The organism is Euzebyella marina (assembly GCF_014855515.1).
Lineage (GTDB): Bacteria > Bacteroidota > Bacteroidia > Flavobacteriales > Flavobacteriaceae > Euzebyella > Euzebyella marina.
On record NZ_JACYFK010000001.1, the window covers coordinates 1,656,590 to 1,682,103 of the forward strand.

The following is a 25,514-nucleotide window of genomic DNA, read 5'->3' on the forward strand; positions in this document are numbered from 1 at the left end:
AGGTCTTTGAATAAAATGAGGTATCGAAAACGGTTTCGTGTTAATAACTTTTTCAAATTTACCTTAAGACCAATAAATCGCAGACATTCTGGTTAAGTCTTATTTAAAATGAGTGTTCATTGAAGAATTGGCATTCTTTAACAAAGATAACAGTTTTTAGAAGCGATTTCACACTTTCACTAGAATTTGATGGAAATCGAAATTTTGTTAAAAAGAAAACGTTTTCGCACATTTAAAAGTTTTAACATTAATTTGCTTGAAATAATCCTTGGGAATGAAACAAAAGATTACTTTAAAACATATAGCGCGTGAATTGGAGGTTTCCATTTCTACAGTTTCTAAAGCTCTGAAGAATAGCGATGAGATAAGTGACGATACGAAAGAGAAGGTTCAAGCTTTTGCAAAGCTTTACAACTACAAACCAAATAATATAGCGGTAAGCTTAAAAAACAAGCGCACAAAAAATATTGGAGTAGTTATTCCCGATATCGTGCATCATTTTTTTACGACCGTTTTCCGAGGTATAGAAAAATATGCCAATGAGCAGGGTTATAATGTAATTATTTGTGTTTCCGATGAGTCATTTGATAAAGAGGTCATCAATATGGAGATGCTCAATAATGGTAGTATCGATGGTTTTATTATGTCACTTTCGGCTGAGACTCAGCAAAAGAACGATATCACCCATTTGAAACAAGTTGTAGACCAAGGTACACCATTGGTGTTGTTCGATAGGGTTACCGATGAGCTTGAGTGCGACAAGGTTATACTTAATGACCAAGAAATTGCTTATGAGGCCACCAAGAAATTATTGAAGGAAGGCCGTAAGCGTATTGCCTTAGCTACTACTGAAAGCTATTTCAATGTAAGCGAAAAACGAGCCGATGGCTATAGACAGGCCCTAAATGAATATGGTATGGAAGTAGATAATGATTTGGTATTGGTTCTTCCTTATAATGATATTCAGGAAAGCATGATTGAAGATTTTTATGATCGAGCAAAAGTAGATGCCATATTGAGCGTCAACGAAATTTTTGCTATACAATGCATTTCTGTTGCGAAAAAGAGAGGAATGAAGATTCCGGAGGATATATCATTTATCGGTTTTACAGACGGACTTCTTTCGAGATACTCGAATCCTACCCTGACAGTTGTTGCCCAACACGGGGTGAAAATGGGAGAGATTGCCGCCAAAATGTTAATTGATAGGGTAGAGAGTGAAGCTGAAGGAAGTATAGAAGACACCTATCGTACCGAAATTGTACAGGCTACTATTCTTGATAGGGAATCTACTATCAATTAAGTTTGATTTACTATTAACCTGACTAATCTTATGGGTGTCAAAGCTTTTATTTTTGATCTTGACGGGGTAATCGTCGACACGGCCAAATACCATTATTTGGCATGGAAAAATTTGGCTAATCAGTTAGGTTTTGAGTTTACCCTTGAGCAAAATGAACTTTTTAAAGGCGTAAGTCGAAGAAGGTGTTTAGAAATCTTATTGGATATTGGAAATTTCACCGCAAGCACGGAGCAATTTGAGAGATGGTTAATCGAAAAAAACGAAGATTATCTGGCTTATATAGAAAAGATGGATAGCTCAGAAATACTTCCAGATGTTCCAAAAGTTCTTTCTTATCTGAAATCTAAGGGTATACCTCTGGCATTAGGATCTGCCAGTAAAAATGCAAAGGCAATTTTGGAGAAAGTCTCTTTGCTGCCTTATTTTGATTCTTTGGTTGACGGTAACAGCGTAACCAAAGCAAAGCCAAATCCCGAGGTTTTTTTGATAGGAGCCAGCAATTTGGGAGTATCACCCGAAGATTGTGCCGTTTTCGAAGATGCGCTCGCTGGTATAGAGGCAGCCAATAATGCTGAAATGGTCAGTATTGGCATAGGCGATAAAAAAATTCTCTCTGAGGCAGACTATAATTTTAATGACTTCACCGAAATAGATATCAATTTTTTAGATCGATTAATTTCGTAATAATGCTGAAATTTACGAAGTTGGCTTTTCCTACGAGGTAGTTTGGGTTCAGAATATCTGGTGCTCAAATAATTTGACTGCCCCGTCAATCAAAATTGAAATCTTATGAATCAAAATTATATAAAGCCGGACTCTTGGTCGATTATTGAAGAGGGGTTCGATAAAGATTTGGTTAAATCTTCTGAAAGTATCTTTAGTCTTGGCAATGGTGCCATGGGGCAGAGAGCCAATTTTGAAGAGACCTATACTGGTGAAACCTTTCAAGGTAGCTACATTGCAGGAGTCTACTATCCTGATAAAACCCGTGTAGGTTGGTGGAAGAATGGATATCCCGAATATTTTGCGAAGGTTTTGAACGCACCTAATTGGATAGGTGTCGGTATAAAGGTTAATGGTGAGGTATTTGACTTGAATACCTGCAAAAACGTAAGTGATTTTAAAAGGGAGCTCAATATGAAAGAAGGCCTTTATAAAAGGTCCTTTAAAGCGGTTTTGCCTAATGACGCACATATTAAGGTCGATGTTCTTCGGTTTTTGAGTTTGAATATTGATGAGGTAGGGGCTATCGAATATACCGTAACAGCTCTCGGTACTGATTTAGAAATTGAAATGGAGCCCTATATTGATAGCGGTATTACCAATGAAGATTCTAATTGGGACGATAAGTTTTGGGAAACTACGTCGGTCAAGTCAGAGAATCATCAGGCTTTTATAGAGGCCCATACCATGAAGACCAATTTCAAAACCTGCACTTTTATGCAGGCTTCATTCTTTGTTGACGGGGAGACGGTGGAGCTAGAACCTTCTATTGATAAAGGAGAATTGAGGGTTGGTCATTCGTATTCTCAGGTGTTGAAAGAGGGGCAAACCATTGCTCTTCACAAATTTGGCGGTTACATTGTAGATAGAAATCATCCCGGGAAAGATTTGGTAAAAGTAGCCCAAGAAACTTTGTCAAAAGCTTCTGAACTGGGCTTTGATGAACTCCTTAAAAAGCAAAAACAATCTTGGGCAGATATCTGGGAGATGAGCGACATTGCAATAGAAGGAGATGTTAAGGCACAACAGGGTATCAGATTTAATATATTTCAGCTTAACCAAACTTACTTGGGTCGTGATTCGCGATTAAATATAGGTCCGAAAGGCTTTACCGGAGAGAAATATGGCGGAAGTACTTATTGGGATACCGAAGCCTATTGTATACCCTTTTACATGGCTACCAAAAACCAAAAGGTGGCTCGAAATCTTTTAAAATACCGCTATAATCATTTAGAAAAGGCTATTGAGAACGCTCAAAAATTAGGTTTTAGCAATGGTGCCGCTTTATACCCGATGGTGACCATGAATGGCGAAGAGTGTCACAATGAGTGGGAAATAACTTTTGAGGAGATACATCGTAATGGGGCTATAGCATTTGCCATTTACAACTATTATAGGTTTACAGGTGATTACTCCTATATCCCGGAAATGGGTCTGGAAGTTCTTATAGGAATAGCCCGTTTTTGGTATCAAAGGGCCAATTTCTCCAAACAGAAGAACAAGTACGTCATTTTAGGAGTTACAGGTCCTAACGAATACGAGAACAATGTCAACAATAATTGGTACACCAATTATTTGGCACAATGGTGCATCGATTTTGCTGTGGCTCAATTAGAAAAGGTTCAAGATAGTTTTAAAGACGATTATAAGAGAGTGGTTGGAAAGACCCAATTGACTGATGGTGAGGTTAGTCAATGGAAGAAGGTAGCGAAGAATATGTACTTTCCTTATTCCGAAGAAAATGGAGTGTTCTTACAGCAAGATGGCTTTCTAGATAAACAATTGATAACGGTAAGCGAATTGCCTTCGGCCCAAAGACCTATCAACCAAAAGTGGAGCTGGGATCGAATTCTTAGGTCGCCCTATATCAAACAGGCCGATGTTCTTCAAGGATTTTATTTTTTTGAAGATCATTTTAGTGTCGAAGAGCTGCAAAAGCATTTTGATTTTTATGAGCCATTTACCGTTCATGAATCTTCTCTGTCGCCCTGTGTACATAGTATTCAAGCGGCTAAGCTAGATAGAATGGAACAGGCCTATAAATTTTATTTGAGAACTTCCCGACTCGATTTAGACGATTACAATAAAGAGGTTGAAGAGGGGCTACATATTACCTCAATGGCCGGCACTTGGATGAGTATTGTTGAAGGTTTCGGGGGTATGCGTGTCAAGAACGACCAACTGTCTTTTGAACCAAAAATTCCGGAACAGTGGTCTTCTTATTCTTTTAAGGTTAACTTTAGAAACAATATCATTAAGGTTTCGGTAAGAAAACAAGGCGCCGAATTTGAATTAAGGGGTAATGATACCTTGACCATTCTTTATAATGATGCCGAAATTGATTTACGACCCGGTGTACCAACGAAAGCATCCTAAGCTTACCGATGGGCTATAAATTTGAGCATATTGAAAATGAATAATTTAAAAGGTAAGCAGGTAGTTTATCAAGTTTTTACACGTCTATTCGGCAATACCAATACCAATAACAAACCTTGGGGTACTATAGATGAGAATGGAGTCGGTAAATTTTCTGATTTCACCGATCAGGCCTTAAAACAAATATCCGATTTAGGGGCGACCTATATCTGGTATACAGGGGTCCCTCACCATGCTCTTATCAATGATTATTCAGGGTATGGTATATCGAATGATTGCCCTGAAATAGTTAAGGGGCGTGCTGGATCACCTTATGCGGTTAAAGATTATTATAATGTAAATCCTGATTTGGCCGATGACCCTACACAGCGCTTAGAAGAGTTCAAACAATTGGTCAAAAGAACGCATAATGCCAACTTAAAGGTGATAATCGATATTGTACCCAATCATGTGGCAAGAAATTATGAGGGTCAATCGACTCCACAGGGAGATACTCCTTTCGGAGCTTCCGATAACACTGGGGTTGACTATGAGCGCAATAATGATTTTTATTACATACCCGGAGAAGAATTTCAAGTTCCTGAATGGCAACACGGGTATTTGCCATTGGGTGGTCAATCGCCCGATTTCGAATGTGAATATATAGAGAACCCAGCCAAATGGACGGGCAATGGATCTAGAAGAGCTCAACCGGATTTTAATGATTGGTATGAAACGGTAAAAATAAATTATGGGGTTCGACCTGACGGACAAGTTGATTTTGATATACTTCCCGATACTTACGCCCATATTGACTATAAGGGCCATTTCGATTTTTGGAAGGATAAATCGGTACCCTCATCTTGGGTTAAATTCAAGAATATTGCGCTGTATTGGCTGAGCATGGGTGTTGATGGCTTTAGGTACGACATGGCCGAAATGGTTCCTGTTGAATTCTGGAGCTATTTAAATTCGAACATTAAAATGCAAAAGTCGGATGCATTTTTAATGGCCGAAGTCTACAATCCGAATGAATACAGAAATTATATTCACAAGGGTAAGATGGATTATCTCTACGACAAGGTAGAAATGTACGATTCATTAAAGCATATCATGCAAGGTCATGGGTGGTCGGATCATATTCCGGTAGTTAAAAGAAACACCCAAGATATCGAACATCACCTGTTGCATTTTTTAGAGAACCACGATGAGCAGCGTATAGCGAGCCCCGAGTTCGCAGGAAATGCAGAAAAAGGTAAACCCGCCATGGTCGTTTCGGCCACTATGACAACAGCTCCGTTAATGATATATTTCGGACAAGAGGTGGGTGAGCCCGCAGCCGAGAATGCAGGTTTTGGTAGCCCATCGCGAACTTCTATTTTTGACTATATCGGGGTGCCCCATTTTCAGCGCTGGGTAAACGATAAAAAATTCGATGGCGGGCAGTTGTCAAAACAGGAGGCTGACTTACGCGATTTTTATAGTAAACTGCTAAATTTTACGATTCGCAGTAAAGCTTTGATGGGTGATTACCAAGATATTCACTTTTATAATCGTGACAACACAGAATTCTATAACCATCATGTGCTTTCTTATGTCCGATGGCAGAACGACGAGCGTTTGATTATAGTTAGCAACTTTCACGAAAGTGATTGGTTCGGTTTCGAATTGGCGTTACCTCCCGACTTGATAGAAACATGGGGGCTGCAAGATGGTGAGTACGAATTGCTCGATATGCTATATGGTGCAAAGAAGCAGTTAAAAATAAAGCAGGGCGCCGCTAAAGTTCGTGTTGATATAAATCCGCTAGAATCATTTATTCTTAAATTAAATAGCTAATGAGCAGTAAGTTATTTTTGGTATCTATTCTTTCAATATTTATTCTGTCAAGTTGTATGGGGCAAAAGAAGCCGATTATTATAGGTCATAGAGGGGCAATGGGGCACGAAACCGAAAATACGCTAGCGTCGATTAAAAGTGCCATCGCGTTGAAGGTCGATATGATCGAAATAGATGTTTTTAAGCTAAAGAATGGCGAGGTGGTCGTATTTCACGATGATACGGTCGATAGGCTTACTGATGCTAAAGGCCACATAGAAGATTTTTCATTTGAAGAGCTAAGAAAATTGGTTGTGAAAGGAGGGCACGCCATACCTACCCTTGAAGAGGTTCTTGATGTTATGGATGCTGAAGTAGACCTGAATATCGAACTAAAAGGAGCCAACACATCAGAACGGGTCAATGAAATTGTTGAATCCTATATTAAACAGCATGGTTGGAAGCTTCAAAACTTTATCATTTCAAGCTTCAGATGGGATGAGTTGGAGAAAATGAGGGAAGTAAATAAAGAAATTGCGATTGCCGTACTGACCGGGGAAGATCCTGTTGATGCCATTCCGGTAGCCAAAAAGTTGAATGCAGTGGCTGTCAATCCCAGCTATAAACAATTGACCGCAGAAAATAATGTGAAGTTAAAAGAGGCCGGATTAAAAATTTATCCTTGGACGGTCAATGAACCCCAAGACATTATTAAAATGAAAAGATTCGGGGTCGATGGTATTATAACGAACTATCCTGAAAGAATAAACTAATGTATGACGTCATTGTAGTAGGTGGTGGGGCCGCCGGTTTCTACACGGCGATTCATTTGGCGGAGGCCAGACCCGATTTGAAAGTAGCCATTTTAGAGCGAGGCAAAGAAGTGCTTTCGAAAGTGAAGGTTTCGGGCGGTGGTAGATGTAATGTAACGCACGCCGAATTCGATCCTAATGAACTTGTAAAGAACTACCCACGGGGCGAAAAAGAATTAAGGGGCCCTTTTCATAGTTATGCCTGTGGAGACACGGTTGGCTTTTTTGAGAATAGGGGCGTAAGGCTCAAAATTGAGGAAGATGGCCGAATGTTTCCTGTCTCCGATTCGTCGCAGTCAATTATAGATTGTTTTCTTACTGAAGTTGAACGGCTCAATGTAAAAGTGTTGAAGCATAGTGCCGTAACCGATATCAAAAAAGTATCGAACGGTTGGCAAGTAGTTACTATCAAGCATGCCTATCAATGTGATAAATTGGTGGTCGCCACGGGAAGCAACCCTAAAATATGGAAACTGCTACAGCAGTTGGGCCATTCGATAGAGCCAGCAGTACCCTCACTGTTCACTTTCAATTGTAAAGACAAAAGAATAAGTGGTATACCTGGGGTTAGCAGTGAGGCTACTATTGAGGTATTTGAAAATCGATTGAGCGATACGAAAGTTTCAGTGCGATTGAAAAGTCAGAAGGCGCGAAAGCCCTTATTAGTGTCAGAAGGCCCAGTGTTGATTACCCATTGGGGTTTGAGCGGGCCTGCGGTTCTAAAGTTGTCGGCATGGGGTGCAAAGATTCTTCATAAACTGGCCTATCATTTTAAAGTGAGAATCAATTGGCTACCTGAATACAATTTTGAGGGTATCTTAGGTTTGCTAATGGAAGTTAAGAGAGTAGAGGGCAAGAAGACCGTTCACCGTACCAAAGCGACCGACCTGCCCAGGAGACTTTGGGTCAATCTGGCTAAAGCCGCTAGAATAAGTGCTGCCGATAAATGGGCAGATATCAAAAAAGAACATTTGGAAGCTTTGGCCGCCCAACTTACCGAGTGTGAGCTCAAGATAGAAGGTAAAAGTACTTTTAAGGAAGAATTTGTCACCGCCGGCGGCGTTAATTTAAAAGAGCTTGACTTTAAGACTTACGAAAGCAAGGTGCATTCAGGTTTGTATTTTGCTGGGGAGGTTATTAACGTGGATGCTATCACCGGAGGGTTCAATTTTCAAAACGCCTGGACGGGCGGTTATATGGTCGCTAATGCCATAGCAAATGAGTTTAAATGAAAAAGTATATTGCATTTCTACGGGGTGTAAATGTCAGTGGGCAAAAGAAATTACCCATGGCTCAACTGCGAGAAGTTCTTTCCAAAAGTGGCCTTTCTGACGTCGGCACCTATATTCAGAGCGGAAATATCTTTTTTTCCTATCAGGAGGTTGAAAAGGAAGAGATTGAAAAGCTCATAAGGAAAACGATACTAACAGAGTTCGGGTTTGAGGTTCCTGTACTGGTTCAGTTAAAGACAGATATAGAAGATGTTGTTCAAAATAATCCTTTTCTAGATAGTCAAGATAAGGCAAGGCTTTATTATGTGCTTTTAAAGGAAGCTCCGTCCGAAGAATTAAAGAAAGCATTTGAACAAGAGGTTTTTGAAAATGAAAATTTTCACATCACAAACGAATGTGTTTATTTGAGCTGTAACGCTGGTTATGGTAAAGCTAAACTCAATAATAACCTCATTGAAAGAAAGCTGAAAGTAGAGGCCACGACACGAAACCACAAAACGATGCTGAAGATGAACGAGTTGGCCGGAGAGTTATAATTTGAGCCTGTATTAGTTCATTTCCCAAATTTTGTAAGTAAGAAGTGTGGCATAGCAGACCCAGATGAAATACGGTATTAGCAACCAGGCCGCTGTCTTGCTTACAACTTTAAACCAACGTATGGTAAAAATTAAGAGTATAAGCAGGCATACAATGACCACCAAGGCCCAGAATAGCTCTTTTAGTCCGAAGAATACGATGCTCCATGAGGCATTCAATAGAAGTTGAAAGACAAAATGGTACAATGCGGTCTTTACCCATAAATGATAGAATCCCTTGGTCCATACTATTCCGGCGGCAATTCCCATTAAAATATAAAGCAAGGTCCATACTGGCGCAAATAACCAATTGGGCGGGGTAAAAAAAGGCTTGTTGAGGGTAAGGTACCAATCATTGACCGAGGTCTGGGTTACAAAACTTCCCAAAAGCCCGATAACAAGGCAGATGCCCACAGCATAGGCAATATGAAGTATTTTGCTTTTCAATTCGGGTGGTTTTCAAATCTAAGTTAACAATTTATTTATTGGCTTTGTGGCTGCCGGCTAAAAAGTATCTTTGCACAAAATCGACAAAAATGTCAGAGGTAGAATTTATTCCGTCATCCTATACCGACTACCCAAAAGAGGCGAAGGTAGGGTGGCGTTCACCCAGTAATATCGCATTGGTAAAATACTGGGGTAAAAAACCAAATCAGATTCCGGCAAACCCCTCCATAAGTTTTACCCTGAGTAATTGTGCGACTACAACCTCGGTTACTTTTAAAAAGCTGGATGAGCAGGTTGCCCACTGGTCGTTCGAGTTCTTGTTCGAGGGAGCCCCCAAAGAAGATTTCAAACCGAAAATCGAAACCTTTTTTGGTCGTATTGAGAAATATGTTCCTTTTCTAAAGGAATATCATTTGGTTATTGAAAGCTCCAACTCGTTTCCTCATAGCAGTGGTATTGCATCTTCGGCCAGTGGCATGTCGGCCTTGGCGTTATGTATTGTAGATTTTGAAAGCGCTATTGATCAAACGATGACGAGCGATTTTTTAAAGAAAAAGGCCTCTTTCTTGGCTAGGTTAGGTTCAGGAAGCGCTTGTAGAAGTATTGAGGGACCGTTGGTCGAATGGGGGGAGCACAAGAATATTATTGGGAGTGATGATTTGGTGGGCATTTCCTACCCTTACCAAATCCACGATATTTTTCGTAAATACAGAGACACCATCTTGTTGGTCGATAAAGGCGAGAAAACGGTTAGTAGTACCGCGGGGCATTCTTTAATGGAGGGTCATCCCTTTGCCGAAAATCGCTTCAAACAAGCGCACGCCAATCTCAATTCTTTAAAGGAAATATTGCAAACTGGAGATTTAAAGCGGTTTGTTGAGCTTGTTGAAAGTGAAGCCTTGACTCTGCATGCCGTTATGATGACCGGGCAACCTTATTATATTTTAATGAAGCCGAATACACTGCGCATCATTGAAAGTATATGGAAATTTCGAAAGGCTACCGGATTAAATATCTGTTTTACCTTAGACGCAGGGGCGAATGTTCACCTTTTATATCCTGATTCTGAGAGTGTAGAGGTGAAAACTTTTATTGCTGATGAGCTCTCGAAATATTGTCAGAACGGTCAATACATAAATGACCATGTTGGCGAAGGCGCAGCGAAATATATTTAGTGTGCAAATGGCGAATGGCGAGAATAGATAGGTTTTAAAATCCGAAAAAATTAAAGTCTCGTATATACCAATGAATAAATTGTTCCGTTGAGGTTTTGCGAGTATCTCGTTCACCTCTAAAAGCGCTCATTTACAATTAATTCTATCTCAAAAGATGAGGTTAAGGCCTTGAAACAGAACAATGAACAGTTTATTTAGTATTTTTGCATCATTCCTTTAGACCATACCATGAAAGGACCATTATTTTATTCTAAAATTCTTCTCTTCGGAGAGTACGGAATCATTAAAGATTCTAAGGGCTTGTCAATTCCTTATAATTTTTTCAAAGGCGCTTTAAAGATGGATGAAAATGCATCGGAGGCCGCTCAGAAATCAAATAGAAGTCTTCGCGAATTCATCGGCTACCTAGAAATGGTACATAAGAATAGTCCTGATCTTGTGTCTTTTGATTTTGATTCCTTGAAAGAAGATGTTGCCTCAGGCATGTATTTCGATAGTTCTATACCTCAAGGTTATGGCGTCGGAAGTAGTGGTGCATTGGTAGCGGCCATATACGATAAGTATGCCACTGATAAAATAACAGTGCTTGAAAATCTTACGAGGGAAAAATTGTTGAAGCTAAAGGCCATTTTTGGTAAAATGGAATCTTTCTTTCACGGAAAATCTTCCGGTTTAGACCCTTTGAACAGTTATTTAAGTCTTCCTATTCTTATTAATTCACAAGATAATATTGAATCAACAAGTATTCCTGCCCAAAATCTAGATGGAAAAGGAGCTGTTTTTTTACTCGATAGTGGTTCTACCGGTGAGACCGCCCCTATGGTTCAGATTTTTATGGAGAAGATGAAACAAGAAGGTTTTCGAAGTATGCTAAAAAACCAGTTCATCAAACACACCGATGCCTGTGTTGAAGATTTCGTGAAGGGTGACGTTAAATCGCTTTTCGGTAATCTCAAGCAACTTTCCCATGTAGTTTTAGATAACTTCAAGCCAATGATACCCGCTAAGTTTCACGAACTTTGGAAGCATGGTATCGAAACCAACGAGTATTACCTAAAACTTTGTGGTTCCGGTGGAGGTGGTTATATCTTAGGCTTTACCCAAGATATTGAAAAAGCCAAGAAATCGCTTCAAGACTACAATCTCGAGGTAGTTTACAATTTCTAAGAAAAATAGCCCTAAATTTCTGAGCGTAATTATCGCTAAAATTTAATTCTACATGCTTAGCAGAAGAAATAAGCTCTTGCTTTTAAAGTTGTTGAGTTTGTTCTCGGTGGTGCGCGGCTATAATGTACTGGTCATCGCTTTTGCCCAATACTTGGCCTCTATCTATATTTTGGCACCCGATTTGCCGTTAAGGGAGGTAGTATTCGATTTGAACCTTTTTTTGATAGTACTTTCTTCTGCATTGGTCATTGCCAGCGGGTATATAATTAACAATTTTTACGATGCCGAGAAAGACCTTATAAACAAGCCAAGAAAAAGTATGCTCGACCGCTTGGTAGGGCAACAGTTTAAGCTAACTACTTATTTTGTTCTTAACTTTTTAGCCACTTTTGCGGCAAGCTATGTATCCTTTAAGGCGGTTTTGTTTTTTTCGGCCTATATTTTTGGCATTTGGTTTTATTCGCACAAGCTGAAACGATTGCCCTTTATCGGTAATTTCGTATCGTCTACTCTGGCCATAACGCCCTTTTTTGCAGTTTTTGTTTACTACAAAAATTTTGATGCCGTCATTTTTGTTCACGCCATGTTTCTCTTTGTACTGATTTTGGCTCGTGAAATGATCAAGGATTTGGAGAATATCGCTGGTGATATGGCCCAGAACTACAAAACCGTGCCCATTTTGTACGGGCAAAGGTTTTCTAAAATAGGTATAAGTTCTCTTATTCTTTTGGCATTGATTCCCGCTTTTTTGTTGACCGAATATTTCAATGTAGGGTACATGCATTTTTATTTTTTAGGATGTATCGTATTGCTGATACTATTGATTGCCATGCTATGGAAGGCGCAAACCAAACTTCATTATGTCGGCCTTCATAATATCATCAAGTTCATCATCGTCGCGGGGGTGTTCAGCATACTTTTGATTGATGTTAATCTTGTTCTCAATAGAATTTTTTAGGCCTTATTCTACTGCATCAGGTAGTTCAAAGACATGTTTTATTGGAGTTTGAAGATTAAGATTACCTTTGCAGAAAAGAAAGAGATATGAACAGGTCGGGTTCAAACGATGACAAAAGGGCATCGGGCAGACAAGGTGGTAAGTTTAGAAAGAAGAGTTATTCAAGAGGTAATGCACCGGTAAAGAATCAAGGTTCGGTTCAACCAGGTAATCCTAATTTGATACGATTGAACAAGTATGTTGCAAATTCTGGAATTTGCTCCCGTCGTGAAGCCGACATTTATATTTCGGCAGGAAATATTACAGTGAACGGTACACCTGTAACCGAAATGGGCTACAAGGTCAAGCTAGAAGATGAAGTACGTTTTGAAGGCAGGTTATTGAATCCTATCAAAAGGGAATATGTCTTATTGAACAAACCGAAAGGTTTGTCGACCTCAGGCCGTACCCAACAAGGTAAACGAACGGCATTGGGTTTAGTTTCCAAGGCCTCTAGGGCTGAGCTGAAACCTGTCGGTAAACTTGGTAAAGATGCTTCCGGCCTCATTCTATACACTAATGATGGTGAAATGATCAAACGTCTGAGCCGCCCTAAGAACGGATTGCGAAAGATATTTCACATAGAGCTAGATAAGCCATTTCGTAGCGCTGATCTAAAGAAAGTGCAAGAGGGGCTTACAGTAGATGAAAAGGTTGTAAAGGTTCAAGATGTCAGTTTTGTAGATAATGCCCCAAAGACACAGATTGGCATGGAAATCTATAGTAGCAGGACCAATATCGTACAGCGTATATTCGATACCCTTGGCTACGAAATTGTAAAAATAGACAGGGTGGTTTATGCCGGTCTTACCAAAAAAGACCTGCCTAGAGGGCATTGGCGATATCTGACCGAACAGGAATTGGCGAACCTAAAGATGATTAATTGATTGGTTTTTCAATCAATTTGATAACCATCGCCAAAAAGATAACTTAGCGCCAGCCCATGGGTATTGCCAAACGGGGTTTCTTTAAAGGCTATATTGTAATTATATATAAAGCGTAAATTTTTAAGCAAGTATACTCCTGCCAAAAGGTTTATAGATGAGCTGGTTCGGTAACCTACACCAACTTCAACTTTGTTCTTAAAGCTTGCCGCGATATTGAAATCTGCTTGTAAAGGAGCTCCTCCCTCATGTTTTAAAAGTACGTTGGGTTTGATCATTACCTCTTCAAAAATGCTGGTGAAGAACCGGTAACCAAAATAACCATAAATAGGATTTGAAAGGTTTAGGTCATCTCTTGATGCCAATTTATCCCCTACCACATTGGGTGCCGAAACACCAGCGAAAAACTGAGCGTGGTTAAAAAGAAAGCTAACCCCTATGGTAGGAACAGAGGCGTTTATATTCTCGGAGAAGTTCGGGTCATCCATAATTCCGAGGGATAATAAGTCTTCTTTATGTTGTTGCAGCCCTGCAGTGATCCCGAAAGAAAGAACTCCCGGCTGGTACAACTGCCAGTAGGGCCTGTTGGATTCAAAATCAAAAAAGATTTTGTATGAATAGGCAGCAAAAAAGGTGCTGTTTTTGCTGACGCCGACCTCATCTTGCAGAAAGCCCGCTCCCAGACCAACCTTGCCATCCCTTAAAGGCGAATTAATGGTCAACGATAGAGTTCTGGGGCTACCGGTAACCTCACTGATAAACCCGGAATGTGTGGCACTTAGTTCGGTGCCTGAAAGCATCCCCGCATATGCGGAATTAATCAAAAAAGGGTTGTAATTGTATTCGGAGAAAACAGCCGTCTGTTGGGCACTGAGATTCGTCACTACACAGAGAACAAGAATGAATAAAGAGTAGGTCAGTTTTTTGGTCATGGTTATTTATCTTTTAATAACTACAAATCCTTGAGTAGCCTTCAAATTGTGGTTTTCCGGTAAAGTAATCTTAAAGAAATAGGTGCCTGCCGGTAGTTCACCGGCCCCGATCTTGGTTTTTTGATTGGCCTCTCCTTTAAACACATTCGCATTATTGTCATATCCGGAAATAAAGAATACCAAATCTCCCCATCGGTTGAAAATACTTACCGTATTTTCAGGGTAGGCTTCTATACCGTTTATAGACCATACGTCATTTATGAAATCTCCATTGGGAGAAAAGCCATAAAGTGTCTCCAACTTTTCCTCTTCCGGTTCCTCTTGGGTGGTAAAGCTACTTTCGGTACACCCAATGGCACTGCCTTGAGCGTTATATGCTACAATAGAAACGAAAATATCTCGGTCATAAGGCAAGGGCTGAGCCGGTGTATAAGAGGTTAAGATACCAACATCTTCACTATCTAAAATATCATGACTTCCAGCACTAGAGCCCAAACTAAGGTAGTAGCCATCAGCGTTTGATATGGAATTCCAAACAAACTCAGTATCAACATGCACATTAAATTGGTCATTTTCAGGTACAATAATAGAAGTACAATCAGGAACAGTTTCAAAAGTCTCAGTAGTAAAGGACTCTTCAATACACCCTAAAGCATTGCCTCTGCCATTAAAAGGAACGATGGTAACGAATATCTCGGTGCCTTCAGGTAAATTATTAGAGAGTGCTATTGTATTTGTGCTTGCTAATTCATTGTTCAAAATATCTGTACCACCGGTAGAAGTGCCAACATTAATATAATAGCTATCAGCATTATTCACTGAAGCCCATATTAAATTGGTTGAGATTGAAACATTAGCTTCTCCGTTTGTGGGGCTCGTTAAAGCTGTACAATTAGGAGCAGCCCCCATGACCTCGGTAGTGAACGATTCTTCGGTACAACCAACTGCAACGCCTACACCGTTGTAGGGTACGATGGTTACAAATATCTGTGTGTTTTCCGGCAAATCTGTAGCTAGGTCAAAAGAAGTGCTAGCTACATCTTCTCCATCTAAAATATCACTGCCACCAGAAATCGTGCCGACAGTAACATAATAACCATCAGCGTTTGACACTGAATTCCAGTTTAGATGGGTTGAAATGGAAACTTCCGTTGCGCCGTTAAGTGGATTGCTCAATTGAGTGCATACAGGTGCGGTAGGTAAGGCTTCTGTGGTAAATGATTCCTCAATACACCCGGTGGCGTTACCCACGGTATTATAGGGTACAATAGTTACAAATATTTCAGTACTTTCCGGGAGGTCGTCAGCCAAATCGTATGAATTGACATTACCTGTATCTTCTGCATTCAATATGTCATTTCCACCACTAATGGTGCCTACTGTTAAGTAATAACCATCTGCATCGCTTACGGCATCCCATGATAGTTGGGTAGAAACGGAAACATCAACAGCATTGTTTGACGGGCTGTTTAAGATGGTACAGTTTGGAGCAGCTGGCAGAGTTTCTGTTGTGAAACTTTCTTCCGTACACCCAGTGGCATTGCCGATGGCGTTATATGGTACAACAGTTATAAATAGTTGAGTTGCCTCAGGTAAATCTGTTGCCAAGTCATACATAGTGACATTGCCAACGTCCTCGGCATTCAAGATATCAGTACCGCCAGAACTGGTGCCAATTGTGAGGTAATAGCCATCGGTATTGGCAACGGCATTCCAACTGATATCCGCACCAACGGGAACATCGTTAGCACCATTGATCGGGTCGCTTAATGTGGTACAGTTAGGCGGGTCACTTAAAGTTCCAGTGCCTGTAGTAAATTCTTCTTCCGAACATCCACTAGCATCTCCAATGGCATTATATGGAATAATACGAACGTAGTAGGTTCGATTATCCTGTAAATCATAATCGAACGAGTAAGTAGTTACATTACCAACATCAATATTATTTACTACTTCTATACCCCCGGCAGTAGTACCTACACTTACCAAATAACCGGTGGCATCTGCAACGGTATTCCAGCTTAAATCGGTATCAATGGCAACGTTTACAGCTCCGTTCGCGGGGCTTGAAAGACTAGTGCACAGGGGTGGTACCGGAATGAATTCGGTAATAAACGATTCTTCTCCGCAGCCTGAGGCGTCACCCTGATCGTTGTAAGGAACAATAGTGACAAAAATCTCAACGTTTTCTGGTAGATCGGTAATGAACTCATATTCTGTAACGTTACCGAGATCTTCATTGTTTACTATATCTGTTCCCCCGGTCGTAGTACCTACATTTAATCGATACCCATCGGCATTACTAATAATATTCCAACTAATATCGGTATCTACTGCTACATCTGTAGCCCCATTCACTGGTAGGTTCATGGTCGTACAATCAGGTACGGTGGCCGGTGTTGTAGTTACGGTGAAACTCTCTTCTGTACACGGACCAACGGCATCACCATTTTCGTTGGATGGAATTAGGGTAACATAGACCGTTTCACCACCTGTGAAGTCAGATGAGAATTCATAAAAAGTTTCATTGACAATAGTTTCATTATTCACGATATCGTTGCCCCCAGGCGTTGTGCCAACTGTTAATCTATATTCGCGAGCGTAAAGCGAAGGATCCCACGTTATATTAGTGTTTACCGGTACGTCTACATCGCCATTCAGGGGTGCGGCCAGCTGTGTGCATTCAGGGATGGGGCAGTCTAGAACATCACCGGAAAAAGTCCAACCAAAACTGTCTATCATAGCTTGCCTTTCCTCCACCGCATCACAATAAGGTAAAGCGTTGGCACCAAGAGTAATGCCTGGCGTTAAAGTTTGTTCTGACCAAGCTATCAAGGTGTTGTCATAATTCTCTCTGCTTAAGGCACTATCATCTAACATACCTTGCATGTTGGTAACATTACTAACATTCCAATCCCCTAAGTACTGATTGAAGGCGGTAGCGTCATGAAACATATCTCGCATTGAAACCGTACCTATCAGCCATTGATCAAAAGATTGGTCAAGCGCAGTGGCCCCGTTGAACATTCGATCCATATTGCCGACATTGGTAACACGCCAATTGTTCAACGATTGGTTATAACTAGTGGCGCTCCTGAACATGTCTTGCATGGTGGATACCGCCCGAACATTCCAGTTGTTGATAGAGCTATTAAAACTTGTTGCGTTTTGGAACATGCCTTGCATTGTGGTAACCGATGCGACGTTCCATGAATCTAATGACCGATTAAAAGCTGCGGCTTCTCTGAACATTTGAAACATTGTGGTTACAAAAGAGGTATTCCAATTATCAATATCTTGGTCAAATAATGTAGCGCCATAGAACATTTCTGCCATATTTTGAGCCTCTCCCGTATTCCAATTATTTAACGGACGGTTAAAAGCCTCGGCATTTTGAAACATAGAATCAAAATTAGTGACCACGGCAACATCCCAATCATTCATTTCTTGATCGTACAGTGCGGCATCTTCAAACATCGAAGGCATCAAGGTTACCGAACTGGTATCCCATGTGTTCAAAGATTGGTTGAAAATTATTGCCTCTTCGAACATATTACTCATGTTGGCCACGGCACTCACATCCCAATTATTCAAGGGTTGGTCAAACGACACTGCCCCACGGAACATGCGGCTCAAATTAACGACTGAATTCACGTCCCAACTATTTAAAGGTTGGTTAAAAGCTTGGGCGTAGTTGAACATTGACGCCATATCGGTTACATTGGTAACATTCCATGAATTGATATTCCGGTCAAAAGCATCGGCACTATTGAACATACTGTTCATATTGTTCACCTGGGCCACATTCCAGTTATCTATGGGTTGGTTGAATGCATTAGCATTGTTGAACATTGACTGCATGGTAGTCACCGATGCAACATCCCAACTGTTCAGAGGTTGGTTGAATGCGGCCGCATTATGAAACATACCGCTCATTTGAGTCACAGAAGAGACATCCCAACTATCAATATCTTGATTGAACGCTTCTGCGCTATAGAACATTTCATGCATGTCAAGCACTGAAGACACATTCCAACTGCCAATGGGCTGATCAAAAACTTCAGAACGCACAAACATTTGGCGCATTGAGGTGACATTGCCAACATCCCAATTGTTCAAGGGTTGATCAAAATTGTCTGTATTACCAAACATACCGCTCATGTTGGTGACAGAAGAAACATCCCAATTATTAATATTCTGGTTAAAATCTAAAGCCGAGTCAAACATATTGCTCATGGATGTAACGTTGCTTACATTCCAAGAATCCATAGGTTGATTGTAGGTGTAAGCTTGGTAGAACATAGAGTTCATATTGGTGACGTTGCTAACATTCCAATGATTGATATCGGTGTTGAACAATGAAGCCCTTCTGAACATACTTTGCATACTCGTAACATTGCTTAGAATAGGATCGTCAGTAGTATTGTATTCCATATTCTCACAGAAATAGAATGTCTGTTGCATGCTTTCCCAGACCTGCGTTCCCCACTGATCCATTGATATGAGTTTTAAATTGTCTCTATTCGAAGATGAATGATAGAAGGCAGGAAAATCACCGATAATCGCTATGGTGTAAACACCCGGGTTTAGATAAGTATGGGTAATATCGCTGTTAACATTGTTATTGTATTGACCATCGCCCCAATCTATATTGAAATCGTAACTTAAATAATCAGGATAACCGTCGTTAAGCTCAAGTCTGTATTGGTTTGCATTTGTTGAATTGCTATCTAAGTTTCTTGTATCAATGGTAATCTTAAAAGCATCAGGACTATTGACCCAACTCTCAACAACAGTGAAAGAGATTTCTTGACACCCTGTAGCTGGCCCTTCATCATTGTAGGGAACCACAGTCACGTAAACCGTGTCTCCCGCTTGAAATTCATTGGTGAAATCTAGACCAACGGTATTGCCTACGTCGTAATTATTGGCCGTATTGCCATCGATACTGGCGTAGTTACGTATGCCACCACGTTCAATCTCTAATGTAACCCTATAACCAGTGGCGTTGGGTGCGGGATCCCATCTTATATCGCTATTGGCTGGGGTTGCCGTATCGCTGGCATGCGGCATGGTGATATCGGTACAGAGAACATATGAACAGTTGACACTGTCACCTATGATGGTCCAACCGTCATTATCGATTAAACTTTGTCTTTGGTTGAGCGCATCGCAGTATTGCAGGCCATTCGCGCCCAACGTTACATTGTTTTGTACAGTTTGACCTTCCCACCCAATTAAAGTGTTGTCGTAATTTTCTTGAGAAAGACCACTGTTTGAAAGCATATTGCTCATTTGAGATACAGCTGAAATATCCCAACCTGCCAAATTCTGATTAAATGCAGATGCGGTATTGAACATACCTGACATATTGGTGACAGCAGACACATTCCAACCAGAAATATCTTGATTGAAAGATGTGGCATTTTGAAACATGTTTGAAAGATTAGTCTTGCCAGACATATCCCAATTATTAAGAGGCTGGTCAAATGAGATAGCACCTAAGAACATACTCTCAATTTCTGTAACATTACCAATGACCCAAGAGTTTAATGGTTGATTGAAAGCTGTTGCTTCATTAAACATAGAACTCATATTCGTAACATTGCTAACGTTCCAGTTATCGATGTTTTGATTAAAAGCTGGGTTTTCTTCAAACATACCTCGCATGTTGGTTACCCCACTAACAATCCACATGCTGATGTCTTGGTTAAATGCAGAATTTTCTCTAAACATGTATTCCATGTCCACAACATTACTTACGTCCCAATTATCCAAAGGTTGATTAAAGACCGCTCCCCAAATCCATCCATCAAACATCTCTGACATATCCGTAACATTACTAACATTCCAATTATTTATGGATTGGTCAAATGTTCGATTTCTATGGAACATCTGAGACATATTAGTTACATTACTCACATCCCATAGGTTTAAAGGCTGGTTGAATTGGGATTCCCTAAAGGTTGCTACCATAGAAACTACATTACTTACGTTCCAATTGTTTATGGGTCTATTGAATGCAGAGCCTTGAAAAGTTCCGGTAAGATCTGTTATATTGCTAACGTTCCAATTGTCTAAGGGCTGGTTAAAACTGCCTGTGTATCTAAAGGTTCCAATTAAATTGGTCAGATTTGAAATGTTCCAATTATTAATGTTTTGGTTAAAAGAAGAAGCTTCGGATAAGAAATACTCCATATCTGTAACAGATGCAACATTCCAATTGTCCAAGGGTTCATTAAAGGTTCTTGCTCTGTGGAAGGTGTAAGACATATCCATAATATTGGCCGTATTCCATAAGTCTAATGGCCTATTAAAAATGGTACATTCTTGAAAGAGTCCTGATATGTTTGTTATAGTGCTAACATCCCAATTATTAACAATACCATTAAAGGCTTCACAGCCATTGAACATGTTTTGTAGCGTAGTAACCTGAGAGAGGTCCGGTGAATCAATAGCGTCAAAATTGAGGTTCTCACAACCAAAAAAGGCATTCTCCATGGTTTGCCATTGAATGGAACCCCAAGCCAATATTTCTATAATTTTTAGTTTATCGCTAGCATTTTCATCATTAAAATATATAGATGGAAAAGAGCCGCTGATTTCAATAGTATAAGTTCCGGGGGTCGTGTAATCATGAGTAATATTTCCTGTTACACCAGTATCGGTGTTACCATCTCCCCAATCAACATTGTAATTATATATGGTATAAGCTGGGTTGGTAGGTATGGTTATCTGATTATTGGCAGAAGAGCCTGATTCTATGTTATTGGTGTTCCATATAGAGCGAAAAGATTGTGCCTGAATACTCAATCCGCAAAAAAGCAGCATAAAAGCCAAAAGACTTTTGATTGTTTTTTTAGTGTGCTGAGCTAGGGCTCTTTGTAGAGAAATGTTGCGGTTAAAACTACTAATTGGGCTATTCAATACTATAGAAAAAAGTCGTTTTGCCATGGTATGGTTAGATTGGGTAGTCAATAAAATATGGATGGGAATGGATGCAGGATTGGTCTACTGCTCGTTGATAAGTATATCGGCTAAAATCTTTTCGATATCACTTTCAGTGAGCCCTTCTTCAATTTTAGAATGATATGCGTATCTTAGAATTTTTTCTTCTTCGGATAGAATCTTGTTCTCGACACTTATCTGTGAGCAGAGAAAACTATTTTCTTCTTCGCACTTATCGGAATGACCAAAGCCTAAAGCATGGCCCAATTCATGTTTAAAGAGAACGGAAGCCTCATTAGAAATCCAGATTCTAGAATCGGATAAAATATAACTACTGGAAGGTGTAATCGCATAGCCGTGGTAGTCACCATCTTTGACGATTTGATGCATATCGGGCCAATGGCTTTCAAGTTCTTCTTTGGTACCGTAAAAAACCTCTGCATTGGCCAGTTCTTCGGTCTCAGCTAGAGAAATAGTAAAATTGCCATTGAATATGGTATTGTATTCACTGATAACTTCATTGACTACCTGAGAAAAATTGTTTGAAATCGTACCGGCCAAATTTAGTCGTAACGGAACCGCCCACTTTTGATTTCTTTCCACTGGAGTGTTGGCATGGCCTTTCCAAAAAACCAAATGTTGAAAATAGGTTATCAAATCTTTTTCCGCTTCGTTTAGTAAAGTGATCTCATCAACATCTATAACGTTTAAACTGAAATTACCATGGGAAGTAGTGCTTCCATCAAATGCTGAAACAGTAAACTCAAGACTATTGATAGTTTCAAAATCAAGTTTGAGATTAGGGCCTACTTTAATTTCTCCCGTATGCTCATCAATGATAATATCGGCCTCTGATTCTATTGAGAATATGATGTCATCACCATCTTCATCGTTTGCCTGTATAAAGCCTATTGAAGTCTCTACAGCCGAATGTTCATTGATAAGATAAGACTGTAAAGCGAGAGCAGGTGCCGTGTTCTGATTTTCAGAATCAACCTCCTGATCTTCATTATCGCTGTTTTCTTGAACATTGGAATCAGAAAGCGATTTTTCTGAAATTTCTTGATCTAACGGTTCTAATGAATCGGTACTACAACTTACGATAAGAAGAATAAGAAGGGGAGCAATAAGATTTTTCATGCGTAGGGAAGCTTGGTATGCGTATTGGTATTTATTTAAACACTATACCATCAAAAATATAGGGGAGCCCTACTTTGTTAAAATTTTTGTTGTGAACTACTTGGTAATCATAGTGTGACGAGAGAAAAATGAAGTTGAATGTTAAATTAATTAACGTTTAACGGTGCAGAAAACCTGTTGAAGTGAATACTTCTCACACTTCAATCTCAACGATTACCGGGAAATGGTCTGAAGCCTTCTTTAAAGCATCTTTGAGTTCTTGGCTTAAATCGGACTTATGGGGTTCGGAATATGGGTTGAGAACCGCGCCTGAGTCGATTTTGATATCTTGGCTGACCAAAATATGATCAATGAGTACGGTGAACCAATTTTTAGTAATGGTATCCGTAAAAGAACTTGAACTTGGTGACCATCCGTATTTTCCCAATTTGGGCTTTCCCAAGGCGCTTTTTAAAATTAGTTCGGGCTCATAGACACTACCCAATAATATTTCAATGGCACTTTTACCAAATCGGTTTTCGTAGAAGTCGCTTCCCATACCGTCATTTATATCTCCGGTTACCAGAACCTTATCACCCTCGTTTATCCATTGATCAACTCGTTCGCGCATGTGCATGCACTCTGCATACAATTTTCTTCGGTTGAGGTTGGATAGATATTCGTATCTGGCGTAATCGACATGGTTGAAAATACCTTTCGATTTGGCGTGGGCAATAATCATTTTAAAGAGTTTACCCGGGCTAGCCTTATCCTTCACGGTGAGTTCTACGGGAGGCCTAAAATGCTCATACTGTTCTTTAATACTTTGTTCCAAAGTATCGGCCAAAAAAGGTTCGTCGAAACTATTTTTACCTTCCGGGGTATGCTCTAGAATAAGTTTGTCAGCATCGTAAATAGCGCATAGTTCTTGCTGCCCACGAGAGGTATAGCCTTGAACTACCTTGTAATTTCTTTGGGTAAGGCCAAAGGTGGTCATCCAAAGTTCAAGTTGCGCCTTAGCTGTTTTGGTTCCATTGGCAAGGGTGTCTGGCCCTTCTACCACAGCTACAATATCTGCATCTAAATGGGCGAGAACGGAAATCAATCGCTGACTTTTCATGGTCAATCGTTCTTGCTCGTTCCAATCGCTTTCAGGTTTTCCTACAGGAGGAGGAACGTTGACAGGAATTCCGTTAACGAACAGATTTTTCATCCACTCCATATTATACTCTGCCACCTTTAGTTTCATATCGATTTAGATTGTAGACAATATTTCTTGTCGAAATACGCCTTTCATGTTCGAAACTAAAAATAGGGAATAATTCTTACAGGAAGTTTAACCCATTGTAAAATCGGAAAAATAAGATACCACAATAAATTATGGGTTGTTGTCTTCGAATAGTAACCAAGAATCAGGATCTAGAACAACGGAATCGGGTTTCGCATCGGTTTTGATGGAAAAGTTCGCCTTCGAATCCGTTACTTCGAAAGTTTTGATGGTCGTCTTGCCATTTATTGTTACACCAATTTCCAGAGGAAAAGAATAGGTATGATGTTTTTGAAGCTGATCAATTGATATATTTAATTTTTTTCCTTTGTAGCTCCACTTCCATTTGAGTTCGGGATATCCTTTGGTGAAAATCCATTGTTCGAAAAAAGCATTTAAGTCTTTGCCGGAAACCGATTCCATAACTTCCCTGAAATCGTCGGTCATGGCATTGCTGTTTCTAAATTTTTCGTAGTAGGTTCTAATCCCTTTCCAAAAAACTTCATCACCCAATTTGTGGCGTAACATATTGAGTACCCAGCCCGCTTTCTGGTACGTGTTTACGCTTAAAACGTTTAAAGGGTCTTTGATGCTAGGGTCAACTATGGGCGAAGGGTTTTTTTGATAGTAATCGATAATTTGTTGACGGTCAAGTTGCAATTCTTCTTTTCTCTTTTCGTTTCCGTAAACGCTTTCCTGGTATAGAATAGCGAAATAGGTAGCGAAGCCTTCACTAAGCCATACATGGTTCCAATCATTTTCTGAGGCGGAATTTCCGAACCACTGGTGGGCAATTTCATGGGCAATCAAGCCTTCCACCTCATTTTTTCCGGTGACGGAATTTTCAAAATAGGCAATAGTACCTGCATTTTCGAGTCCGCCCCACTGCGTTTTTGCCTGCATGTTGGCCAGTTTTGCGTAGGAATACGGACCAATTTGGTCGATGAAGTATTTCAAGACCTTGCTGGCCACATGGTAATCTGAAAAACCATCCAACCTATTTTCTGGATACACCCAGGCGGACACGGGAATGTCGTACACCTCACCCAAAAGTGTACTGGCGAATTTAGTTACACCAATAGTCACCACTTTCATGGCAACTGGTGCTGGTTCTTTATAAGTTGTCAATTTTAGACCGTTACCTAAATTGCTCTCTTCTATTTTTTCTCCGGTGGCCACTACATCATAATAATCGGGGGCCGTAATTCTGAATTCGATACCGGCTTTGTCATAAGGGTGATCTACAGAGGGTAGCCAATGACGGGCCAAATTAGGCCAGTTGTCTCCAAAAAAAGAACGCTGACCAAATTTGGTAGTGTCTATTACAAGTCCTCTTTCAGGAATACCCTCATAAATAACTTTGTAGGTTCTGTTTTTTTCTTCGGAAGCGCCCGGGGTTATTTCAATTTTATGATTATTGTAGGTGTATTTGGCAGGGGTTTCCCCTTCCAGAACTTGGCTAATGGTCATACCATATTCACCATTTTTTTCAATCAAGTCCAATGAAAACGGACCAACTTCTTGGGTAAAGTTGATATTGATTTCGGTTTCTCCCTTAATAAGGTTCGATTCATCTGAAAGGGTTAACCCGAAAACATAGCTTTTAACATCGGCTGAGCTATTTCGCTGATAGGTGTCTTGGGAGAACAGCAGGCTTAATGAGAAAAGCGAAAGGAAAGTGAAAAAATAGGATTTAGTAATAATGTTCATTTACGGAGGTTTTTAATCCGCAGCTAATTTAAGAAAGCTTGTCTTTTAAT

The 25,514-nt window shown here is 40.1% G+C and carries 17 protein-coding genes; 11 read left to right on the forward strand and 6 right to left on the reverse strand.

Annotated elements, in window-relative coordinates:
• The first annotated feature begins 274 nt into the window (after positions 1–274).
• The 7 genes from IL356_RS06695 to IL356_RS06725 all read left to right on the forward strand — a co-directional run bounded on the left by IL356_RS06695 (position 275) and on the right by IL356_RS06725 (position 8,779).
• Positions 275–1,303, forward strand: a complete 1,029-nt coding sequence (locus tag IL356_RS06695; protein WP_121850211.1) for a LacI family DNA-binding transcriptional regulator — start codon at positions 275–277, stop codon at positions 1,301–1,303.
• A 30-nt stretch (positions 1,304–1,333) separates the two neighbouring features.
• Positions 1,334–1,987 carry a beta-phosphoglucomutase gene (gene pgmB / locus IL356_RS06700; RefSeq protein WP_121850210.1) on the forward strand — a complete coding sequence of 218 codons (654 nt, stop codon included), beginning with the start codon at positions 1,334–1,336 and terminating at the stop codon, positions 1,985–1,987.
• Positions 1,988–2,092: 105 nt separating this feature from the next.
• On the forward strand, positions 2,093–4,402 hold the full coding sequence (locus IL356_RS06705; RefSeq protein WP_121850209.1) for a glycoside hydrolase family 65 protein: 2,310 nt from the start codon (positions 2,093–2,095) through the stop codon (positions 4,400–4,402).
• Between the two features lie 36 nt (positions 4,403–4,438).
• Positions 4,439–6,220, forward strand: a complete 1,782-nt coding sequence (locus IL356_RS06710; RefSeq protein WP_121850208.1) for an alpha-amylase family glycosyl hydrolase — start codon at positions 4,439–4,441, stop codon at positions 6,218–6,220.
• Positions 6,220–6,972, forward strand: a complete 753-nt coding sequence (locus IL356_RS06715; protein ID WP_225621407.1) for a glycerophosphodiester phosphodiesterase — start codon at positions 6,220–6,222, stop codon at positions 6,970–6,972. The genes IL356_RS06710 and IL356_RS06715 overlap by 1 nt, the downstream gene beginning before the upstream one ends.
• A complete protein-coding gene (locus tag IL356_RS06720) occupies positions 6,972–8,243 on the forward strand; it encodes a BaiN/RdsA family NAD(P)/FAD-dependent oxidoreductase (RefSeq protein ID WP_121850207.1) in 1,272 nt (423 codons plus the stop codon). The genes IL356_RS06715 and IL356_RS06720 overlap by 1 nt, the downstream gene beginning before the upstream one ends.
• Entirely contained in the window at positions 8,240–8,779 is a 540-nt protein-coding gene (locus IL356_RS06725; protein ID WP_121850206.1) for a DUF1697 domain-containing protein, read from the forward strand. Before IL356_RS06720 ends, IL356_RS06725 begins: the two co-directional genes overlap by 4 nt.
• A gap of 12 nt (positions 8,780–8,791) precedes the next feature.
• Here IL356_RS06725 and IL356_RS06730 read toward each other — a convergent pair whose 3' ends face one another.
• Positions 8,792–9,265 carry a TspO/MBR family protein gene (locus IL356_RS06730; RefSeq protein WP_121850205.1) on the reverse strand — a complete coding sequence of 158 codons (474 nt, stop codon included), beginning with the start codon at positions 9,263–9,265 and terminating at the stop codon, positions 8,792–8,794.
• 89 nt (positions 9,266–9,354) lie between these two features.
• Between IL356_RS06730 and mvaD the strand changes: the two genes are divergently transcribed.
• From mvaD to IL356_RS06750, 4 genes are all read left to right on the forward strand, one after another.
• Complete coding sequence (gene mvaD, locus IL356_RS06735; protein WP_121850204.1) at positions 9,355–10,440, forward strand: diphosphomevalonate decarboxylase; 1,086 nt, start codon at positions 9,355–9,357, stop codon at positions 10,438–10,440.
• A 228-nt stretch (positions 10,441–10,668) separates the two neighbouring features.
• Positions 10,669–11,607, forward strand: coding sequence for a mevalonate kinase family protein (locus tag IL356_RS06740; protein WP_121850203.1), 939 nt, complete (start codon positions 10,669–10,671; stop codon positions 11,605–11,607).
• A 52-nt stretch (positions 11,608–11,659) separates the two neighbouring features.
• On the forward strand, positions 11,660–12,565 hold the full coding sequence (locus IL356_RS06745; RefSeq protein WP_121850202.1) for a geranylgeranylglycerol-phosphate geranylgeranyltransferase: 906 nt from the start codon (positions 11,660–11,662) through the stop codon (positions 12,563–12,565).
• A gap of 86 nt (positions 12,566–12,651) precedes the next feature.
• On the forward strand, positions 12,652–13,491 hold the full coding sequence (locus tag IL356_RS06750; RefSeq protein WP_121850201.1) for a pseudouridine synthase: 840 nt from the start codon (positions 12,652–12,654) through the stop codon (positions 13,489–13,491).
• A gap of 8 nt (positions 13,492–13,499) precedes the next feature.
• Here IL356_RS06750 and IL356_RS06755 read toward each other — a convergent pair whose 3' ends face one another.
• From IL356_RS06755 to IL356_RS06775, 5 genes are all read right to left on the reverse strand, one after another.
• A complete protein-coding gene (locus IL356_RS06755; protein ID WP_225621408.1) occupies positions 13,500–14,420 on the reverse strand; it encodes a PorP/SprF family type IX secretion system membrane protein in 921 nt (306 codons plus the stop codon).
• A 6-nt stretch (positions 14,421–14,426) separates the two neighbouring features.
• Positions 14,427–21,374, reverse strand: coding sequence for a BspA family leucine-rich repeat surface protein (locus tag IL356_RS06760; RefSeq protein ID WP_121850199.1), 6,948 nt, complete (start codon positions 21,372–21,374; stop codon positions 14,427–14,429).
• A 57-nt stretch (positions 21,375–21,431) separates the two neighbouring features.
• On the reverse strand, positions 21,432–22,508 hold the full coding sequence (locus tag IL356_RS06765) for a hypothetical protein (RefSeq protein WP_121850198.1): 1,077 nt from the start codon (positions 22,506–22,508) through the stop codon (positions 21,432–21,434).
• A gap of 193 nt (positions 22,509–22,701) precedes the next feature.
• Positions 22,702–23,736, reverse strand: coding sequence for an endonuclease/exonuclease/phosphatase family protein (locus IL356_RS06770; RefSeq protein WP_121850197.1), 1,035 nt, complete (start codon positions 23,734–23,736; stop codon positions 22,702–22,704).
• 129 nt (positions 23,737–23,865) lie between these two features.
• Positions 23,866–25,464 carry a M1 family metallopeptidase gene (locus IL356_RS06775; RefSeq protein ID WP_121850196.1) on the reverse strand — a complete coding sequence of 533 codons (1,599 nt, stop codon included), beginning with the start codon at positions 25,462–25,464 and terminating at the stop codon, positions 23,866–23,868.
• Positions 25,465–25,514 lie beyond the last annotated feature (50 nt).

What these genes read in the sequence shown, in the direction of transcription:
- IL356_RS06695 (WP_121850211.1), top strand. Translation starts at nt 275, where the DNA reads ATGAAACAAAAGATTACTTTAAAACATATAGCGCGTGAATTGGAGGTT.
- pgmB (WP_121850210.1), top strand. Translation starts at nt 1,334, where the DNA reads ATGGGTGTCAAAGCTTTTATTTTTGATCTTGACGGGGTAATCGTCGAC.
- IL356_RS06705 (WP_121850209.1), top strand. Translation starts at nt 2,093, where the DNA reads ATGAATCAAAATTATATAAAGCCGGACTCTTGGTCGATTATTGAAGAG.
- IL356_RS06710 (WP_121850208.1), top strand. Translation starts at nt 4,439, where the DNA reads ATGAATAATTTAAAAGGTAAGCAGGTAGTTTATCAAGTTTTTACACGT.
- IL356_RS06715 (WP_225621407.1), top strand. Translation starts at nt 6,220, where the DNA reads ATGAGCAGTAAGTTATTTTTGGTATCTATTCTTTCAATATTTATTCTG.
- IL356_RS06720 (WP_121850207.1), top strand. Translation starts at nt 6,972, where the DNA reads ATGTATGACGTCATTGTAGTAGGTGGTGGGGCCGCCGGTTTCTACACG.
- IL356_RS06725 (WP_121850206.1), top strand. Translation starts at nt 8,240, where the DNA reads ATGAAAAAGTATATTGCATTTCTACGGGGTGTAAATGTCAGTGGGCAA.
- mvaD (WP_121850204.1), top strand. Translation starts at nt 9,355, where the DNA reads ATGTCAGAGGTAGAATTTATTCCGTCATCCTATACCGACTACCCAAAA.
- IL356_RS06740 (WP_121850203.1), top strand. Translation starts at nt 10,669, where the DNA reads ATGAAAGGACCATTATTTTATTCTAAAATTCTTCTCTTCGGAGAGTAC.
- IL356_RS06745 (WP_121850202.1), top strand. Translation starts at nt 11,660, where the DNA reads ATGCTTAGCAGAAGAAATAAGCTCTTGCTTTTAAAGTTGTTGAGTTTG.
- IL356_RS06750 (WP_121850201.1), top strand. Translation starts at nt 12,652, where the DNA reads ATGAACAGGTCGGGTTCAAACGATGACAAAAGGGCATCGGGCAGACAA.
- IL356_RS06755 (WP_225621408.1), bottom strand. Translation starts at nt 14,420, where the DNA reads ATGACCAAAAAACTGACCTACTCTTTATTCATTCTTGTTCTCTGTGTA.
- IL356_RS06760 (WP_121850199.1), bottom strand. Translation starts at nt 21,374, where the DNA reads ATGGCAAAACGACTTTTTTCTATAGTATTGAATAGCCCAATTAGTAGT.
- IL356_RS06765 (WP_121850198.1), bottom strand. Translation starts at nt 22,508, where the DNA reads ATGAAAAATCTTATTGCTCCCCTTCTTATTCTTCTTATCGTAAGTTGT.
- IL356_RS06770 (WP_121850197.1), bottom strand. Translation starts at nt 23,736, where the DNA reads ATGAAACTAAAGGTGGCAGAGTATAATATGGAGTGGATGAAAAATCTG.
- IL356_RS06775 (WP_121850196.1), bottom strand. Translation starts at nt 25,464, where the DNA reads ATGAACATTATTACTAAATCCTATTTTTTCACTTTCCTTTCGCTTTTC.